16 protein-coding genes are annotated in these 17716 nt (G+C 71.6%); 2 read left to right on the top strand and 14 right to left on the bottom strand.

Annotated features, from left to right (window positions below):
- The first annotated feature begins 3 nt into the window (after window positions 1-3).
- Entirely contained in the window at window positions 4-1026 is a 1023-nt protein-coding gene (locus MWU57_RS03935; protein WP_106268887.1) for a LacI family DNA-binding transcriptional regulator, read from the top strand.
- Here the strand turns inward: MWU57_RS03935 and MWU57_RS03930 are convergent.
- Genes MWU57_RS03930 through MWU57_RS03920 form a run of 3 tightly spaced genes read right to left on the bottom strand, consistent with a single transcriptional unit; the run spans window position 1016 to window position 4778 of the window.
- Window positions 1016-2017, bottom strand: a complete 1002-nt coding sequence (locus MWU57_RS03930; protein ID WP_243401050.1) for a carbohydrate ABC transporter permease — start codon at window positions 2015-2017, stop codon at window positions 1016-1018. The two genes, MWU57_RS03935 and MWU57_RS03930, sit on opposite strands and share 11 nt — an antisense overlap.
- On the bottom strand, window positions 2014-3114 hold the full coding sequence (locus tag MWU57_RS03925) for a sugar ABC transporter permease (protein WP_246907358.1): 1101 nt from the start codon (window positions 3112-3114) through the stop codon (window positions 2014-2016). Before MWU57_RS03925 ends, MWU57_RS03930 begins: the two co-directional genes overlap by 4 nt.
- Window positions 3111-4778 (bottom strand): extracellular solute-binding protein, encoded by a 1668-nt coding sequence (locus MWU57_RS03920; RefSeq protein ID WP_246907357.1) that lies wholly within the window; start codon window positions 4776-4778, stop codon window positions 3111-3113. Before MWU57_RS03920 ends, MWU57_RS03925 begins: the two co-directional genes overlap by 4 nt.
- Window positions 4779-5080: 302 nt before the next feature.
- Here MWU57_RS03920 and MWU57_RS03915 point away from each other — a divergent pair, with 302 nt between their 5' ends.
- Complete coding sequence (locus MWU57_RS03915; RefSeq protein WP_246907355.1) at window positions 5081-8041, top strand: glycoside hydrolase family 3 C-terminal domain-containing protein; 2961 nt, start codon at window positions 5081-5083, stop codon at window positions 8039-8041.
- A 3-nt stretch (window positions 8042-8044) separates the two neighbouring features.
- On the opposite strand, the gene MWU57_RS03910 is transcribed toward MWU57_RS03915, so the two are convergent.
- The 11 genes from MWU57_RS03910 to atpB form a co-directional block, all read right to left on the bottom strand.
- Window positions 8045-9310 carry an N-acetylglucosamine-6-phosphate deacetylase gene (locus tag MWU57_RS03910; protein ID WP_246907353.1) on the bottom strand — a complete coding sequence of 422 codons (1266 nt, stop codon included), beginning with the start codon at window positions 9308-9310 and terminating at the stop codon, window positions 8045-8047.
- A 53-nt stretch (window positions 9311-9363) separates the two neighbouring features.
- Window positions 9364-10059 (bottom strand): endonuclease NucS, encoded by a 696-nt coding sequence (nucS, locus tag MWU57_RS03905; protein WP_246907352.1) that lies wholly within the window; start codon window positions 10057-10059, stop codon window positions 9364-9366.
- A gap of 28 nt (window positions 10060-10087) precedes the next feature.
- Window positions 10088-10504 (bottom strand): DUF2550 domain-containing protein, encoded by a 417-nt coding sequence (locus MWU57_RS03900; RefSeq protein WP_106268895.1) that lies wholly within the window; start codon window positions 10502-10504, stop codon window positions 10088-10090.
- A 13-nt stretch (window positions 10505-10517) separates the two neighbouring features.
- On the bottom strand, window positions 10518-10805 hold the full coding sequence (locus MWU57_RS03895) for a F0F1 ATP synthase subunit epsilon (protein WP_106268897.1): 288 nt from the start codon (window positions 10803-10805) through the stop codon (window positions 10518-10520).
- A 97-nt stretch (window positions 10806-10902) separates the two neighbouring features.
- On the bottom strand, window positions 10903-12384 hold the full coding sequence (gene atpD, locus MWU57_RS03890) for a F0F1 ATP synthase subunit beta (protein WP_106268899.1): 1482 nt from the start codon (window positions 12382-12384) through the stop codon (window positions 10903-10905).
- A 67-nt stretch (window positions 12385-12451) separates the two neighbouring features.
- Window positions 12452-13351, bottom strand: coding sequence for a F0F1 ATP synthase subunit gamma (locus MWU57_RS03885; RefSeq protein ID WP_106268901.1), 900 nt, complete (start codon window positions 13349-13351; stop codon window positions 12452-12454).
- A 4-nt stretch (window positions 13352-13355) separates the two neighbouring features.
- Window positions 13356-14984 carry a F0F1 ATP synthase subunit alpha gene (gene atpA, locus MWU57_RS03880; protein ID WP_106268903.1) on the bottom strand — a complete coding sequence of 543 codons (1629 nt, stop codon included), beginning with the start codon at window positions 14982-14984 and terminating at the stop codon, window positions 13356-13358.
- 79 nt (window positions 14985-15063) lie between these two features.
- On the bottom strand, window positions 15064-15879 hold the full coding sequence (locus tag MWU57_RS03875) for a F0F1 ATP synthase subunit delta (RefSeq protein WP_106268905.1): 816 nt from the start codon (window positions 15877-15879) through the stop codon (window positions 15064-15066).
- Entirely contained in the window at window positions 15879-16466 is a 588-nt protein-coding gene (locus MWU57_RS03870; RefSeq protein WP_246907351.1) for a F0F1 ATP synthase subunit B, read from the bottom strand. Before MWU57_RS03870 ends, MWU57_RS03875 begins: the two co-directional genes overlap by 1 nt.
- A complete protein-coding gene (locus MWU57_RS03865) occupies window positions 16466-16702 on the bottom strand; it encodes an ATP synthase F0 subunit C (protein WP_098464265.1) in 237 nt (78 codons plus the stop codon). Before MWU57_RS03865 ends, MWU57_RS03870 begins: the two co-directional genes overlap by 1 nt.
- Window positions 16703-16800: 98 nt before the next feature.
- Window positions 16801-17652 carry a F0F1 ATP synthase subunit A gene (gene atpB / locus MWU57_RS03860; protein ID WP_106268909.1) on the bottom strand — a complete coding sequence of 284 codons (852 nt, stop codon included), beginning with the start codon at window positions 17650-17652 and terminating at the stop codon, window positions 16801-16803.
- Window positions 17653-17716: the final 64 nt, after the last annotated feature.

Below are 17716 nucleotides of genomic sequence, written 5' to 3'. Positions count from 1 at the left end.
GGAATGGCCACGATCGAGGACGTCGCCCGGGCCGCCGGTGTCTCGGCGTCGACCGTGTCGTACGTGCTGTCCGGCAAGCGGTCGATCTCCCCGCCCACGCGCCGACGCGTCGAGCAGGCCATCGCCGAGCTCGGCTACCGGCCGCACATGGGCGCCCGGGCCCTCGCCTCGAACCGGACCCACGTGATCGGGCTCATGGCACCCCTGCGCTCCGGCGTCGACGTCTCGGTGATCATGCAGTTCGTCACCGGTGTCGTCACCCGGGCGCGCGGGTTCGAGCACGACGTGCTGCTGCTCACCCAGGACGACGTCGGAGGGCTCGAACGCGTCGCCGCAGGATCCATGGTGGACGCCGTCGTCGTGATGGACGTCGAGGCGGACGACCCGCGCATCCCTGTGCTCGGCTCCCTGCGTCAGCCGACGGTGCTGATCGGTCTGCCCCGCGACGCGGGCGGCCTGAGCTGCGTCGACCTGGACTTCGAGGCCGTGGGGGCGCTGGGAGCCCGGCACCTGGCGGACACGGGGCATCACGACGTCGCCCTGCTCGGATCGCCGCCCGAGGTCATGGACCGCCACACCTCGTACGCCGACCGGGTGGTGCGCGGGTTCACCGCCACGGCCTCCGCCCGCGGTCTCGCGGCCACCGTCGAGCCGTGCGGGTCCAGCCCGGCCGGCGCCCAGCAGGCCGTCGACGCCGTCCTCGACCGGGCGCCGGGCACCACGGGCCTGGTCGTGCACAACGAGCGGGCGCTGCCGCACGTGCTGGCCCACCTGCGCGAGCGCGGACGCGTCGTCGGACACGACACCTCGGTGGTGGCGGTCTGCCCGGCCGACGTCGCACTCTCGCAGGCGCTGCCCATGACGAGCATCGACATCCCGGCCGAGCTCATCGGGTCCGTCGCCGTCGAGATGGTCATGGCGCGGCTCGAGGGCGAGCAGCCGGCAGAGACCCGGCTGCTCGCCCCCGTCCTCACCGAACGGGCCAGCGGGACACCCGGCCCCGCGGCGCTGCCCGTCACCCCTTGATGGCCCCGAAGATGACGCCCTTGGTGAAGTGGCGCTGCACGAACGGGTAGACCAGCAGGATCGGCACGACCGCCAGCACGAGGACGGCCATCTTGACCGGCAGGCCCGTCACGGCCCCCGTCGCGACGTCGATCTGCCCGGCCCCCGACCCGGGCAGCGTCGCCCCCTGCAGCACGTACGAACGGAGCACGAGCTGCAGGGGCCACTTGGCGTTGTCGTTGATGTAGAGCATCGCGTTGAAGAACGCGTTCCAGTACCCCACCCCGTAGAACAGGGCCACGACGGCGATCGCCGCCTTGGACATCGGTGTGACGATCTGGAACAGCACCCGCCAGTCCCCGGCGCCGTCGATCCGGGCGGCGTCGGTGATGGCCGGGTCGATCCCCATGAAGAACGACCGCAGGATCAGCACGTTGAAGGCGGAGACCGCCGTCGGCAGGATCAGCGCCCAGTACGAGTCGATGAGCCCCAGCGCCGAGACCAGCAGGTAGGTCGGGATCATCCCGGCGCCGAAGAACATGGTGATCAGCAGGACGAACAGCAGCGGTCGGTGGCCGAACGAGCCGGGCCGGGAGAGCCCGAACGCCGCCAGCACGGACACCACCGTCGACAGCAGGGTGCCGACCGCGGTGATACCGATCGACACCAGCGCCGCCCGGGTGACGATGCCGCCCGAGAGGATCTGCTCGTAGGCCGCCAGGGACAGCTCGCCGGGGACGGTGACCAGGCCGCCGGAGCGCGTCACGTCCGCCTGCGTCGAGACGCTGGTCAGCATGATCGTGTAGAGCGGGAAGGCGACGGCCAGCACGATGAACGCCAGCAGGACGACCTTGCCGGTGAACCCCAACGGTCCAGGAGCCTCCTCCCAGACGGGCCGGTGCTGGGACCGGCGACGTCGCCGAGCCGTCGCCGGGCGTGCGGTCGGCCCGCCGGTCGCCGCGTCGGGCTCCCCGTCCGTGGACGGAGCAGGTCGGTGTGTCGTGGAAGTCATGCGCGCTTGTACACCCCCGCCTCGCCGAACAGATGGGCGAGCTTGTTGGCGCCGAGGACGAGCACGAGCGAGACGACACCCTTGAGGAGCCCGGCCGCCGCGGCGAAGGACCAGTCGCCGTTGATGACGCCCTGGTAGTAGACGAACGTGTCGAGGACCTCGGAGGCGTCCACGCCGACCGCTCCTCGTTGCAGGATGAGCTGCTCGAACCCGACCGTCAGGGCGTCGCCGAGCCGCAGGATGAGCAGCAGGATGATGACCGGTCGCAGCGCCGGCAGCGTGACGTGCCAGATGCGACGCCACCGGTTCGCGCCGTCCACCACGGCCGCCTCGTAGAGCGCCGGGTCGACGGTGGACAGGGCCGCCAGGAAGATGATCATCCCCCAGCCGGCGTCCTTCCAGACGCTCTGCATGGTGATGAGCACCAGGAACGTGTCCGGGTCGGTCATGAGGTCGAACCCGTCGTACCCCAGGTCGGCCAGCCGCTGGGCCACGAACCCCGCCCCGCCGAAGAGCTGCTGGAAGACGGTGACCACGATGACCCACGAGAAGAAGTGGGGCAGGTAGACGATCGACTGGATCGTGGTGCGCACCCTGGGCGTCATCACGCTGTTGAGCAGCAGCGCCATGACGATGGGGACCGGGAAGAAGAACACGAGCTGGAACGCCGTGATGAGCAGGGTGTTGCCCACGGCGTGCCAGAACGCGTCGTTGACGAACAGGCGCTGGAAGTTGTACCACCCGACCCACTGGCTGTCCGCGATCCCGAGGAACGGCGAGTAGTCCTGCCACGCCACGACGTTGCCCGCGATGGGGATGTAGGCGAAGACGGCCAGCAGCAGCACGGCCGGCATCGTCATGAGGATCAGCGACCGGTCGCGGGCGAGCCGTGCCCGCCACGAGACCTTCCGGCGGGGCTGGACCGCGCCGGACGGCCTGCCGGAACCCTCGTCGACGACGACGGCGTCGCCTGCGGTCGCGAGCGCGGGGGCGGCGGTGCCGGCCGCGGCGCTCGCGGCGGTCGGTGCGACCGTCGCGAGCGCCGGGTCGTCCGCGTCCCCCCGTCCGCGGACGTCCTGGGAGGAGCCGTGCGTCACTGCGCGTCCAGGATGTCCTGGTAGAACTGCCGCAGCTCGTCGCCACCGGAGGTGCGCCACGTCTCGACCGCCTCGTCCATGTCCGCCATGGACTTGCGGCCGCGGGCGATGTCCTTCTCGAGGTCGGGGAACGGCGCGTCGAGGGCGGCGAACCGGCTCGGCTCGCTGATCTGCATGCCGTAGAACAGCGGGTCGGCGAGGTACTGGGCCGCGTCCGCCATCCACGTGCAGTAGTCCTCGACGAATCCGGGGTACTGCACCTTGGTGTTCACCACGGGCGGGTCCACGAGGAACGTGTACGTGGGCTGCAGCTCGGTCGCGGCGAGATCGGTCGCCACCGGCAGCCCGTCGCCGTCCGTCTCGTAGTGCACGCCCTCGACGCCGAAGTTGACGAGGTGGTACTCCTCGGTGCCGAACGGGGCCGCGAGGAAGTCCGCGACCGCGAGGAGCTCCTCGATCCTGGCCGGGTCCTCGTTCTTCTTGAGGAAGGAGAAGATGTTGGCCGGGGAGCCCTTGTAGAGCACCGGGGTACCGCCGTCGGCGGCGATGGGGGCGAACGCCTGCTGGTCGTAGCCGGGGTTCGACTGGAGCTGACGCGAGAGCGCCTCGTGCCAGCCGCCCACGCCGTCGGTCGCGATGAGCGACTCGCCGGACTCGAACCGCTGCTTGGACTCCTCGGTCTTGTCCGCGACGGCGTCGGGGTGGACGGCGCCGGAGGCGTAGAGCTCGACCTGCCACTCGAGCGCGGCGCGGTACTGCTCGGTCTCGATGCGGTGGACCAGGTTGCCGGCGTCGTCCTGCGTCCACTTCTCGGGCACGGCGAACATCATCGTCGCGGCGGTCCAGAGGTCCTCGCAGCCCCAGCGCTGGTCCCCGGGGCTGGTGAGCTCCTTCGCCAGGTCGGCCAGGCCCCGGGCGTCCGTGGGCTGCTCGGTGATGCCGAGGCCCTCCAGGACGTCCCTGCGGTAGAAGATCGCGTTGTTGATGACCTCGCCGGGGAACGGCAGGGCGTACAGCTTGTCGTTGAAGACGCAGAACTTCCACACGTCCGTCGGGATGTTGGCGAGGTTCTTGTACTTCTCGACGTTGGCCCCGGAGAGGTAGGGGGTCAGGTCCTCGAAGAGTCCTTCGACGGCCTCGGTGAACCGCGGCGGCACGTTCCAGGTGGGGATGCTGACCCAGTCCGGGACGTCGTCGGCGGAGGCCAGGACGGCGGCGAGCTTGTCGCCGTAGGTGTTGCCGTCGGAGATCTGGAACCGGAGCGTCGAGCCGAGCGCACCGTTGACCGCGTCGTAGTACTGGTTGCCCTCCGTGGGCGGGATGGTGCCCCACAGCGGCGTCATCGCCGTGAACGTGCCGCCGGAGCCCGGCGGCGCGGAGAACGCCTTGACCAGGTCGCCGGGGATGGAGGAGTAGCCGGCCGTGGAGCCGTTGACGCTCGGGAAGTCAGGGGCGATGTACTCGATCGGCAGGTAGTTCGGCAGCACGCCGGCGCTCACCGAGCCGCCGCCGCCGGCCGAGCCGACCGCACCGCCACCGTTGCCGCAGGCGGCGAGCAGCGTCGGCGCGCCGATCGCCGCGGCACCGAGTCCCATCAGGCCGAGGAACCCTCTGCGGCCGACCCGGTACCGGGCCGGCGGGATTCCGGGAGACTTCGTCGTCATGCGGACACTCCTTCGTGGACACCACGGCACCCGGTGGCGCCGTGCAGACAACTGCTCCGCGATTCTCCGTCGAAGCGCTTCGACTAGGAAGGGTAGCCATCTCGGGCGCCCCTGACAACACCTCGACGCACATCGACGCCCGGGCCCTGTGCGGCCCGGACGTTCGTGAGGTGGGCTCACCGACGCGTGGTTCGCGCCGAGGCGCACGCCCGCGTCGCCCATGCCGTAGGGTCTGCCCACGCACCCTTCACCGGCCCGCGCAGTCGAACCGTTTCGACCTTGATGGAAAGGATCACGCCGTCGTGACCCACCCGTTCCGCGACCCCACGCTGCCCCTGCACGACCGTGCGCGCGACCTGCTCGGGCGGCTCGACCCGGGCGAGCGCGTCGCCATGCTCCACCAGGTCTCCCCCGGCGTCGAGCGTCTGGGGCTGGCCCCGTTCCGCACCGGCACCGAGGGTCTCCACGGGGTGGCCTGGCTGGGCACGGCGACGGTGTTCCCGCAGCCGGTGGGCCTCGCCGCGACCTGGGACACCGCGCTCCTGCGCCGGGTCGGCGACGCCGTCGCGACCGAGGTGCGGGCCAAGCACGCTGCCGACCCCACGATCAGCCTCAACGTGTGGGCACCGGTCGTGAACCCGCTGCGCCATCCCCGCTGGGGCCGCACCGAGGAGGGCTGGTCGGAGGACGCCCACCTCACGGCCTACCTCGGCGGCGCCTTCGCCGCCGGCCTGCGCGGCGACCACCCGGCGGTCTGGAAGACGGTCCCGACGCTCAAGCACTTCCTCGCCTACGGCCACGAGACCGACCGCGCCGTGACGAGCTCGAACCTGACGCTGCGCACCCTGCACGAGCACGAGCTGGCCGCGTACCGCGGACCGGTCGAGGCGGGTGCGGTCGGAGCCGTCATGCCTGCCTACAACCTCGTCGACGGTCGGCCCTGCCACGTCTCCGGCGAGCTGTTCGACGAGCTGCGCCGTTGGGCCGACGCATCGCTCGACGGCTCGCTCGCCGTGGTCTCCGACGCCGCGGCGCCCACCAACCTGGTCACCGGCGAGCGCTACTTCGACGACCACGTCACCTCCCACGCGGCGGCCCTGCGCGCCGGCGTGGACTCCTTCACCGACAACGACGCCGACGCCGGACCCACCGTCGCGCGGATCACCGCGGCCCTGGACCGCGGGCTCCTCACCGCCGAGGACGTCGACCGGGCCGTGCTCCGGCTCCTCGAGCTGCGCCTGCGCACCGGCGAGCTCGACGGCGACGCCGACCCGTACGCCCGGATCGGGCCGGACGCGCTCGACCTGCCTGCTCACCGGGCGCTCGCGCGGGAGGCCTCGTCCCGCGCCGTCGTGCTGCTGCGCAACGAGGGCGTCCTGCCGCTCGGGAGGCCGGCAGCGCCGACCCGTGTCGCCGTCGTCGGCCCGCTCGCCGACCGCGTGCTCACCGACTGGTACTCCGGCACGCCGCCCCACGCGGTGGACGTCGCCGCCGCGCTCCGCGAGCGGTGGCCCGGTGCGGAGGTCACCGTGGCGACCGGCGCGGACGTGGTGGCGCTGCGCTCGACCACGGCGCACGCCTACCTGACGGTCACCGAGGACGGCGACGCCGGTCCGGTGCTGGCGGCCTCGTCACCCGACGCGGGGCCCGCCACCCACCTCGAGGTGACCGACTGGGGAGACGGCCTGCTCACGCTGCGCGCGGTGGCCCGGGACCGCCTGCTGACGGGTGCCGGATGGATCGTGCGCGCCACCGCCACGCGGGTCGGCGGCTGGGTCGCCCAGGAGAGCTTCCGCCGCCACCACCACACCGACGGCACCTGGTCCCTCCAGCACGTCGGCTCCGGCCGGTGGCTGCGTGTGCAGCACGGCTCCGGCCTCGTCGTCGCGGAGGCGCACTCCCCCGCCGAGGCGGAACGCTTCACCGCGCGCACCGTCCGCTCGGGCCACGCCGACGTCGCCACGGCAGCCGCAGGGGCCGACGCCGTCGTCGTGGTGGTCGGCAACGACCCCCACCTGGCCGGCCGGGAGACGGAGGACCGTCCGCACCTGCGCCTGCCCGACGCCGCGGTCGAGGTGTGGCGCACGGCCCGCGAGGCGCACCCCGACGCCGTCCTGGCCCTCGTCTCGAGCTACCCGTACGTGCTGGGCGCAGAGACTGCCGACGCCCGCGCGGTCCTGTGGTCCTGTCACGGCGGCCAGGAGCTGGGGCACGGGATCACCGACGTGCTCGCCGGTGACGTGGAGCCCGCCGGCCGCCTCGCCCAGACCTGGCCCGCCGCGGAGGCCGACCCGGGGGACCTGCTCGACCACGACCTGGCCGGCCAGCACGCCACCTACCGGTTCGCCGACGCCGAGCCCGCCTTCGCGTTCGGGCACGGACTGACCTACACGACGGTCGAGTACACCGACCTGGTCCTCGAGCGGTCCGACGTCGACGCCCCCGCCCCCACGCACGCGCACCCGGCGTACGGCGACGTCCCGGCGGCCCCGGCACGCAGCGTCCGGGCACGGGTCTCGCTGCGCAACACCGGCGCCCGGCCCGCGCACGAGCTCGTGCAGCTCTACGTGCTGCCCGGCGAGCTCCCCGTGCCCGGTCCGCGGCGGCTGCTCGTCGCCCACGAGCGCGTGGTGCTGGAGCCGGGCGAGGCCCGCGAGGTGACGCTGGCCTTCGACGTCGCGCGGCTCGCCGTCTGGGACGTGGCCGAGCTGCTGCCCGGCGCCCCGGCGGACTGGGTCCACGCCGGGGCGCTGCGCGTCCAGCCCGGGTCGTACACCGTGGCGGCGGGGACCTCCGCCGCGGAGCTGCCGGTCCGGGCCGCGCTCCGCGTCACGGGCTCGGCCCCGCGGGTGCGCAGGATCGTGGACGAACCGCTGCAGGCCCACGCGTTCCACGCCGGCACCGGCGTCGTCGTCGGCGACCTGAGCCGGGAGGCCGGAGCCTGCGTCGAGGTCCCCGCCGGCGGGTCGCCGGGCGTCGTGCGGTACGACGGAGTGGACCTCGACGGGTGCAGCACCGCGCGCCTGCGCCTCGCCGCCACCCGGACCGCCGCCTCCCCGGTGCGCCTGGACTGGCGGCCCGCCGGGGAGCGGCACGCTCCGTGGCTTCCCCTCGCGACCGCCGTTGTGCCGCGACCCGTGGGCGTCGACAGCCGCTACCGCTGGCAGGAGGCTGCGGCAGCGCTGCACGAGGCGCCCGTGGGGCCCGTCGACGTCCGGGTCACCCTCCCCCCGGGGGCACGGCTCGCGGCGATCAGCGCCTGAGCCTCAGACCGTCCGCCCGCCCCGGCACACGTGCCGCACCGCCAGGTCGCGGTCGGTCACGACGAGATCGGCGCGCCGACCGGCGACGAGCCCGCCCACGTCGTCGAGCCCCAGCACCCCGGCCGGCACCCAGGAGGCGCACCGCACCGCCGCGGCGAGCGGGACGCCCGCCGCTACCGTGGCACGGACGACGTCGACCAGGTGGGCGGTGCCGCCGGCGATCGGGCCACCCTCGGGGTGGTCCGCGTCGACGACACGGGCGACGCCGTCGGTCACGGTGACCGACATCGGACCGAGCTCGTAGGCGCCGTCCGCCATGCCGGCGGCGGCCATGGCGTCGGTGACGAGCGCGACCTGGTCGACGCCCACGGTCTGGAGCACCGTACGGACCAGCGCGGGGTCGAGGTGCACGCCGTCCGCGACGAGCTCCACGACCAGGTCGCCACGGCGTGCCGCCGCCAGGCACGCGGGGATCGGTCCCGCGTCCCGGTGGTGCAGCGGCCGCATGGCGTTGAACAGGTGCGTCGCCGTCATCCGCCGCGGCACCTCGGCCTCCCGCAGCCGCGCGACGACCTGGGCGACCAGGTCCTCGGACTCCTGCGTCGTCGCGTCGGTGTGGCCGATCGACGGGACGACGCCGGCGCGCACCAGCGCGTCGGCCACTCCGCCCGCCCCCGCGACGCCCTCGACGTCGGGGGCGACGGTCATCGTCCGCAGGTGCCCGCGGGCGGCCTCCACCAGCTCGCGCACCAGCGTGACGTCGCCCGCCAGCAGGTGGGCGGGGTCGTGCGCCCCGCGTCGGGCGGGCGCCAGGAACGGCCCCTCCGCGTGGATCCCGGCCAGCTCTCCGGCGTCGGCCAGGTCGGCCAGGAGCGCGGCCCGGTCCAGGAGCGTCGCGCGGTCGGCCGTGACCAGCGAGGCGAGCATCGTCGTCGTGCCGTGCCGGCGGTGCTGGTGCACCGCGGTGAGCGCCTCGTCGTAGGTCGTGGCGTCCGGGAAGCTGGCGCCCCCACCCCCGTGGTCGTGAAGGTCCACCAGACCCGGGAGCACGTAGGTCCCCGGCGGCGGCTCCTCAGCGGCCAGCACCGCGTCGCCGACGCCCGCGGCAGCCGCGTCCTCCAGCGGCCCGACCCAGACGATGCGGTCGCCGGCGACCACGACGGCGGCGTCCGGGACCAGCCCCGTGGGCGTGACGACGTCCCCGCGGACGGCGAAGACAGCGGGCGCGGCGGGAGGATCCGTCGGCACGGGCGTGGGTTCGAGGGCCATCCCTCCATCCTGCACCACGCCCGCGGGGTTAGGAAACTGCCCTGCCAAACAGGTTAGAAGAGGCGGGACTCCGGGTCGTCCACGCCTCGCATGGCGTCGTAGTCCAGGACGAGGCAACCGATCCCCCGGTCCGTGGCGAGCACCCGGGCCTGCGGCTTGATCTCCTGTGCGGCGAAGACGCCGCGCACCGGGGCCAGCAGCGGATCCCGGTTCAGCAGGTCCAGGTAGCGCGTGAGCTGCTCGACACCGTCGATGTCGCCCCGGCGCTTGATCTCGACGGCCACCGTGCCGCCGTCGGGGTGCTTCGCGAGGATGTCGACCGGGCCGATCGCCGTCATGTACTCGCGGCGCACGAGGGTGTGCCCCGTCCCGAGGAGCTCGATCTGGGCGGCGAGCAGCTCCTGCAGGTGCGCCTCGACGCCGTCCTTCACGAGCCCCGGGTCCACGCCCAGGTCGTGCGACGAGTCGTGGTGCACCTCGTGCAGGTCGATCTCCAGGCGGTCGTCCGACTTCTGGTGCTGCACCGTCCACACGGCGGTCACCCCGCGGGCCGCGGCCTCGGCGTCCGGCGCGGAGACCGCGAGCGTGCAGGGCGGACTCATCCAGTTCAGCGGCTTGTACGACCCGCCGTCGGAGTGCAGCAGCACGCTGCCGTCGCTCTTGACGACGAGCAGCCGGGTGGCCTGCGGCAGGTGCGCGGTGAGTCGGCCGGTGTAGCGAGCCGAGCAGCGAGCGACGACGAGTCGCACGGTCCCCCTTCGGGTGCTGTGTGGTCGGTCAGACGACGAGGCCGCGGCGACCCGGAGGGGCGGACTCGAGCCACGACGCGAGACCGGCGTACGCGCCGGACGACATCGTCAGCTCGAAGTCCACGCCGTCGTAGCGGCAACGGACCAGGTACTGGTCCACCTGGCCGGCCTGGTCCAGCGGCGCACGACCGGTCACGGTGAGCCGGTCGCGGTGCCAGGTGCGGGTCGGTCGCGGCGCGAGCGACCAGCAGCGCCACCAGTCGATCCGGCCCACCCCGTACTGGGCGATGCCGGCCGACCACGGTGCCTGCGGTCGGGCAGGCCTCGCACCGCACGGGAACGAGCCCACGCGGCGCGAGAGCGTGTGCAGGCGCGACGCTCCGAGCACCAGCCCGAGGGCGAGCACCACCGCGATCGTGATGACGATCCCGAGCGCGTACCCCACCGTGCTCCCCGCCTCAGGCCAGCGCGCTCTCGCGGCCGGAGACCTCGGTGATCTCGTCGACGACGATCGTGACGACGTTCGCGTCCACCGAGACGAAGCCTCCGCTGACCTGCGCCTCGACCGCCACCTGTCCAGGTGCGGTGGAGACCTTCACGATGCCCGGCCGCAGCACGGCGAGCAGCGGCGTGTGGCCGGCGAGGATGCCGATCTGACCGTCGGCGGACGGTGCGCTGACCTCGCGCGCCGCGCCGGACCAGACCTTGCGGTCGGCTGCGACGAGGTCGACGTTCAGCTCTGCCATGTCGGGCTCCAGAGTTCTTCAGTCGAGGATGGGAGGTCGTCCTGCCGGCCCGTGGCCGGGCCGGCAGGACGACGCGGGGGCGTCCGAGGACGAGGGCTCAGGCCCCGTACTCCTTCTGGATCCGCGCCCAGTTCTGCTCGAGGTCCTCGAGCCCACCGATGTTGTAGAAGGCCTGCTCGGCCACGTGGTCGTACTCGCCCTCGGAGATCTTCTTGAACGCCTCGATGGTCTCGCTCAGCGGCACGGTCGAACCCTCGACGCCGGTGAACTTCTTGGCCATGTAGGTGTTCTGGGAGAGGAACTGCTGGATACGACGCGCACGCGCCACCAGCGTCTTGTCCTCCTCCGAGAGCTCGTCCACGCCGAGGATCGCGATGATGTCCTGCAGCTCCTTGTTGCGCTGGAGGATCTGCTTGACCGTGGTCGCGACCTCGTAGTGCTCCTGACCCACGTACCGCGGGTCCAGGATCCGGGACGTCGAGGTGAGCGGGTCGATCGCCGGGTACAGACCCTTCGAGGCGATCTCTCGCGACAGCTCGGTCGTCGCGTCCAGGTGGGCGAACGTCGTGGCCGGCGCCGGGTCCGTGTAGTCGTCGGCCGGGACGTAGATCGCCTGCAGCGAGGTGATCGAGTGACCGCGCGTCGAGGTGATGCGCTCCTGCAGGATGCCCATCTCGTCCGCGAGGTTCGGCTGGTAGCCCACCGCGGACGGCATGCGGCCGAGCAGCGTCGAGACCTCGGAGCCCGCCTGCGTGAAGCGGAAGATGTTGTCGATGAAGAGCAGCACGTCCTGCTTCTTCACGTCGCGGAAGTACTCCGCCATCGTCAGCGCCGAGAGCGCCACGCGCAGACGCGTGCCCGGCGGCTCGTCCATCTGGCCGAAGACGAGGGCGGTCTTGTCGAAGACACCGGCCTCGTCCATCTCGGCGATCAGGTCGTTGCCCTCACGGGTGCGCTCGCCGACACCGGCGAACACCGACACACCACCGTGATCCTGCGCGACACGCTGGATCATCTCCTGGATGAGGACGGTCTTGCCGACGCCCGCACCACCGAAGAGACCGATCTTGCCGCCCTGGACGTACGGGGTCAGCAGGTCGATGGACTTGATGCCGGTCTCGAACATCTGGGTCTTCGACTCGAGCTGGTCGAAGGCCGGCGGCTTGCGGTGGATCGGCCAGCGCTCGGTGACCTCGAACTTCTCGCCCTCGGCGAGGTTGAGGACGTCGCCCGTGACGTTGAAGACCTTGCCCTTGGTGACGTCACCGACGGGCACGGAGATCGGCTCGCCGGTGTCCGTGACCACGGCGCCGCGGACGAGACCGTCGGTCGGCTTCAGCGCGATCGCGCGGATCAGCGAGTCGCCGAGGTGCTGGGCGGTCTCGAGCGTGAGGGTGAACTTGTTCTCCCCCTCGCCCATCCCCGTCAGGTCCAGCTCGACGGTCAGGGCGTTGTAGATGTCGGGGATCGAGTCCTCGGGGAACTCGATGTCGACGACAGGGCCGATCACGCGGGCAACACGGCCAGTTGCCGGCTCAGCCGGGGCCGCGCCGCGTGATTCCACGGTAGTGGCGGTCATTGCTTGCCTCGCTTCGAAAGGTTCGGGTGTGAGTTCGTCGGTCGACGGCGTCGTGCGCGGGTGGTCGTCACGATGCCGCGAGGGCGTCGGCACCCGAGACGATCTCGCTGATCTCCTGGGTGATGTCCGCCTGGCGGGCCTGGTTCGCCAGGCGCGTGTAGGTACGGATCAGGTCCTCGGCGTTGTCCGTCGCCGTGTGCATCGCGCGCTGGCGGGAGGCCAGCTCGGAGGCCGCGGCGTCGAGCATGAAGCTGAAGATCCGGCTGCGCACGTACCTCGGGAGCAGGGAGTCGAGCACCTGCTCGGGGGACGGCTCGAAGTCGTAGAGCGGCAGCGTCTCGTGCTCGCCGGGGACGGCGACGCCCTCGACGACCTCGAGCGGCAGCATCCGCACGACGCGCGGCCGCTGGGTGACCATGTTGACGAACTGCGTGTACACGACGTGCAGCTCACCCACACCACCCTCGGCCACCGGCGCGAGGAACGCTCCGAGCAGCGTGTCCGCGATCTCCGCGGCCGTGTCCGACTGCGGGTGGTCCGAGCCGTACGACCACTGCCCGGCGAGCTCGCGCCCGCGGTAGCGGTAGAACGAGATCGCCCGCCGGCCGGCGGCGTAGAGGGCGACGTCCTTGCCCTCCGCCGTCAGCTGGGCGACGAGACGCTCCGACTCACGGATGAGCGACGCCGAGTAGGAGCCGGCCATGCCACGGTCCGACGCGATCACGAGGACCGCGACACGGTTCGTGTCGGGCCGCTCGCTCGTCAACGGGTGGTCGGTCGACGTGTGCGTCGCGACCGCCGAGACGGCGCGGGTGATCGCCCGCTCGTACGGCGCCGCCGCCGCGGTGCGCCCCCGCGCCTTGCTGATGCGGGACGCCGCGATCAGCTCCTGCGCGCGGAACATCTTCTTCAGCGACTGCGTCGACTTGATCCGCTGCTTGTAGACGCGCTGGGATCCTCCGGCCATACGATCAGGCCTTCTTCTGCACGACGAGCTGCTCCTGCTCGACGTCGGACTGCTCCGCCGCGGTGTCGCCACCGACGAGCGGGCTGCCATCACCCTTGAGGAACCCGTTGCGGAAGTCGTCGACAGCCGCGGCGAGCGCGTCCTCGGTGTCCTGCTCGAGCTTGCCGGTCTTCTCGATCGTGCCGAAGACGTCGGTGTTGCGCCGCAGGTGGTCGAGCAGCTCGGACTCGAACCGCTTGACGTCCGGCACCGGGACGTCGTCGAGCTTGCCCTTGGTGCCGGCCCAGATGGACGCGACCTGCTCCTCGACGGGGTACGGCGTGTACTGCGGCTGCTTGAGCAGCTCCATCAGCACCGCACCACGGGCGAGCTGGCCGCGCGAGGCCGCGTCGAGGTCGGAGGCGAACATGGCGAACGCCTCGAGCGAGCGGTACTGGGCGAGCTCGAGCTTCAGCGTGCCGGAGACCTTCTTCATGGCCTTGACCTGCGCGTCACCACCGACTCGGGAGACGGAGATACCGACGTCGACCGCCGGGCGCTGGTCGGCGTTGAAGAGGTCCGACTGCAGGAAGATCTGCCCGTCGGTGATGGAGATGACGTTGGTCGGGATGAAGGCGGACACGTCGTTCGCCTTGGTCTCGATGATCGGCAGGCCCGTCATCGAGCCGGCACCGAGCTCGTCCGAGAGCTTCGCGCAACGCTCCAGCAGGCGGGAGTGCAGGTAGAAGACGTCACCGGGGTACGCCTCACGGCCCGGCGGACGACGCAGGAGCAGCGAGACGGCACGGTAGGCGTCGGCCTGCTTCGACAGGTCGTCGAAGATGATCAGGACGTGCTTGCCGTCGTACATCCAGTGCTGGCCGATGGCCGAGCCCGTGTAGGGGGCGAGGTACTTGAAGCCGGCCGGGTCGGACGCCGGCGCGGCCACGATCGTCGTGTACTCGAGGGCGCCGGCCTCCTCGAGCGCGCCACGCACCGAGGCGATCGTCGAGCCCTTCTGACCGATGGCGACGTAGATGCAGCGAACCTGCTTCGTCGGGTCGCCGGACTCCCAGTTGGCCTTCTGGTTGATGATGGTGTCGACCGCGATCGCCGTCTTGCCGGTCTGGCGGTCACCGATGATCAGCTGTCGCTGGCCGCGGCCCACGGGGATCATCGAGTCGATCGCCTTGATGCCGGTCTGCAGCGGCTCGTGCACCGACTTGCGCTGCATGACGCCGGGCGCCTGGAGCTCCAGGGCGCGACGTCCGTCGGTCTCGACCTCGCCGAGGCCGTCGATCGGGTTGCCCAGCGGGTCGACGACGCGACCCAGGTAGCCCTCGCCCACCGGGACCGAGAGCACCTCGCCGGTGCGGCGGACCTCCTGGCCCTCCTCGATGCCGGTGAACTCGCCGAGGACGACGACACCGATCTCGCGGACGTCCAGGTTCAGCGCGAGGCCCAGCGTGCCGTCCTCGAAACGGAGCAGCTCGTTGGCCATGGCGCCGGGAAGGCCCTCGACGTTGGCGATACCGTCGGCGGCGAAGGTGACGCGACCGACCTCCTCGGTCACCGCGCCCTCGGGCTCGTAGGACTTCACGAAGCTGTCCAGAGCGGCGCGGATCTCCTCCGGCCTGATCGTCAGCTCAGCCATTGCTCTTCTCCTGTCGTGGCCGCGTCTGCGACCGAACGTTCATCTGCGCCGACCGGTGGCCGGCTGGGCGTCGAATGGATCAGCCGGCCAGCCGGCGACGGGCGTCAGCCAGGCGGGACAGCACGGTGGAGTCGACGACGTCTGCGCCGACCTGGATTCGCAGCCCGCCGACGACGGCCGGGTCGACCGTCACGTTGAGCTGCACGGGGCGGCCGTAGGCGCGCTCGAGGATCTCGCCGAGACGCTGCTCCTGTGCCACGGTCAGCACCGAGCCGCTCGTCACGGTAGCGACGAGGCGCCGGCGACGTTCGGCCGCCACGTCCCCGTACCAGGTGAGGGTCGGCACGAACCGGCGACCCCGCAGCGTCGTGGTGGCGCGACGCACCAGCGCCAGCGTGACCTCGTCGACCTTGCCCTCGACCAGCGCGTCGACCAGTGCCGTGCGGCGGGCCGGGTCGGTCGTCTCGTCCGACAGGATCTGCCGGGCGTCACGCTGACCGACCAGCGCACGCGTCAGGTGGAAGAGCTCGTCCTCCACCGTCTCCAGCGCACCCCGCGACTCGGCCCCGGCCAGCAGCGCGTCGACGCCGAGGCGCTCGACGGCGTCGACCAGGTCGGCGTCGTGCGACCAGCGCGACCGGGCGAGACCCGACACGAGGTCGACCACGCGCTCGTCGAACCCGCCGGCCAGCACGGCCGACACGACACGTGCCTTGTCCTCGCCGTTCCGCGACGGGTCCCCGAGCGAGCGGCGCAGCGCAGCGGACCCGTCGAGAGCGGTCACGACGGCGAACAGCTGCTCGCCGAGCGTGACCGACTCGCCGGCCGCAGACCGCAGCACCGGCTCGAACCGCTCCTGGGCCGCTGCCAGCGATGCTCCGCTCGTCCCTCGCATCAGACCTCCTTGACGCTCGTCGTCGCCGACTGGTCGGCCTCGAGCTCGTCGAGGAACCGGTCGACCACGCGCGACTGGCGGGCGGAGTCCTCGAGGGACTCGCCGACGATCTTCGACGCCAGCTCGGTGGCCAGCGTGCCCACCTCGGCCCGCAGCGAGACCGCCGCGGACTGGCGCTCGGCCTCGATCTGACGGTGCGCGGTCTCGACGATGCGCGACGCCTCCTCGTTGGCCTTCGTCTTCAGCTCCGCGACGATGGCCGTGCCCTCGGCACGTGCCTCCTCGCGGGTCCTCGACGCCTCGGCGCGGGCCTCGGCCAGCTGCTGGTGGTACTCCGCCAGCGCTGCCGCGGCCTCCTCCTGCGCCTTCTCGGCCTTCGCGAGGCCTCCCTCGATCTTCGCCGTGCGCTCGTCCAGGACAGCCTGGAACCGAGGCAGCACGTACTTGTAGAAGACGACGGCGATGACGATCATGACGACCGACGACCAGATGATGTCGTACCAGGCAGGCAGGAAGAGGTCGATCCCCTCCGCTGCCGTGTCCTCCGCCGCCACGATGATCGGGGCGGCGATGTGCGCCGCCGCCATCACGCGGCCGGGAAGAGGAAGCCGGCGACGAGACCGAGGAGCGCGAGGAGCTCGACGAACGCGACACCGAGGAACATGGTGGCGCGCAGCTGGCCGGCGACCTCGGGCTGGCGGGCCATGCCCTCGATGGTCTTGCCGATGAGGATACCGAGACCGATGCCGGGGCCGACGGCGGCGAGGCCGTAGCCGACAGCGTTGAGGTTACCGGTGACCTCGGCGAGGGTGGTGACGTCCACTGGGTTTCCTTCCGTTGGGCGTCGGACCGGCGGTCCGACGTCGCTGACTTGCGTCTTGGTGTGGTGGGCGTTGTCGAGTCAGGGAGCCGACCGGAGGGTCAGTGCTCCTCCTCCAGCGACAGGGAGATGTAGACCGCGGCGAGCAGGGCGAAGATGTACGCCTGCAGCCCCGCGACCAGAAGTTCGAACAGGGTGATGGCGAACCCGCCGACGAGCGTCAGCGCACCGATCCCCTTGAGAGCCGGGGCCGCCTCGAGCAGGAAGAACTGCGTCGCGGCGAAGCACAGCACGAGCATGATGTGCCCGGCGATCATGTTGGCCGCGAGTCGCAGCGCGAGCGAGAGCGGGCGGACCACGAGGATCTGCAGCGCCTCGATCGGCGTGACGATCAGGTAGATCGGCCACGGGATCCCCGGCGGGAACAGGTTGTTCTTCAGGTAGCCGCCCAGCCCGTGCTGCCGGATGCCCACCCACCAGTAGGTCACGAAGACCCACAGGGCGAGCACCAGCGGCAGGCCGATCCGGGCGGTGCCGGCCATGTTGAGGAACGGGATCACACCCGTGAGGTTGAAGACGAGGATCGCCAGGAAGATGGTCGTCAGCATCGGCACGAAGCGCCGTGCGTTCACCTTGCCGAGGATCTCCTCCGCGATCTGGACCCGGACGAAGTCGAGGATCATCTCGATCGCGCCCTGGAAGCGACCGGGCACGAGCTTGGCCCGGCGAGCGGCCACGACGAAGACCGTGAGCAGGAAGATCATCGCGACGACGCGGATGATCCAGATCCGGTCGATCTGGAAGATCGTGTCCTCGAACAGGATCGCCGGGGGGAAGAACTCGTCGATGGACGGCACGTGGAAGCCGCCCTCACCTTCGGTGGCGGCGAGCAGCGTGGGGGTCGCTGACGTAAACAGGAGGACTCCCGGAGGTCGATGGTCTTCTCGGCGCATACCCCACGGAGTGGGCACGCCGTCGGACCTGGCCGTCATGGATTCGGGTACAGCCTACCGGATG

This window comes from Isoptericola sp. S6320L (genome assembly GCF_023015685.1).
Taxonomy (GTDB): domain Bacteria; phylum Actinomycetota; class Actinomycetes; order Actinomycetales; family Cellulomonadaceae; genus Isoptericola; species Isoptericola halotolerans_A.
This window is presented reverse-complemented; position numbering and strand designations above follow the sequence as displayed.

Excerpts from the sequence above, each read along its gene's own strand:
- MWU57_RS03935 (WP_106268887.1), top strand. The coding sequence starts at position 4 with ATGGCCACGATCGAGGACGTCGCCCGGGCCGCCGGTGTCTCGGCGTCG.
- atpD (WP_106268899.1), bottom strand. The coding sequence starts at position 12,384 with ATGACCGCCACTACCGTGGAATCACGCGGCGCGGCCCCGGCTGAGCCG.
- atpA (WP_106268903.1), bottom strand. The coding sequence starts at position 14,984 with ATGGCTGAGCTGACGATCAGGCCGGAGGAGATCCGCGCCGCTCTGGAC.
- MWU57_RS03920 (WP_246907357.1), bottom strand. The coding sequence starts at position 4,778 with ATGACGACGAAGTCTCCCGGAATCCCGCCGGCCCGGTACCGGGTCGGC.
- MWU57_RS03870 (WP_246907351.1), bottom strand. The coding sequence starts at position 16,466 with ATGGCGGCGGCGCACATCGCCGCCCCGATCATCGTGGCGGCGGAGGAC.
- MWU57_RS03875 (WP_106268905.1), bottom strand. The coding sequence starts at position 15,879 with ATGCGAGGGACGAGCGGAGCATCGCTGGCAGCGGCCCAGGAGCGGTTC.
- MWU57_RS03930 (WP_243401050.1), bottom strand. The coding sequence starts at position 2,017 with ATGACTTCCACGACACACCGACCTGCTCCGTCCACGGACGGGGAGCCC.
- MWU57_RS03895 (WP_106268897.1), bottom strand. The coding sequence starts at position 10,805 with ATGGCAGAGCTGAACGTCGACCTCGTCGCAGCCGACCGCAAGGTCTGG.
- atpB (WP_106268909.1), bottom strand. The coding sequence starts at position 17,652 with ATGCGCCGAGAAGACCATCGACCTCCGGGAGTCCTCCTGTTTACGTCA.
- MWU57_RS03910 (WP_246907353.1), bottom strand. The coding sequence starts at position 9,310 with ATGGCCCTCGAACCCACGCCCGTGCCGACGGATCCTCCCGCCGCGCCC.
- MWU57_RS03885 (WP_106268901.1), bottom strand. The coding sequence starts at position 13,351 with ATGGCCGGAGGATCCCAGCGCGTCTACAAGCAGCGGATCAAGTCGACG.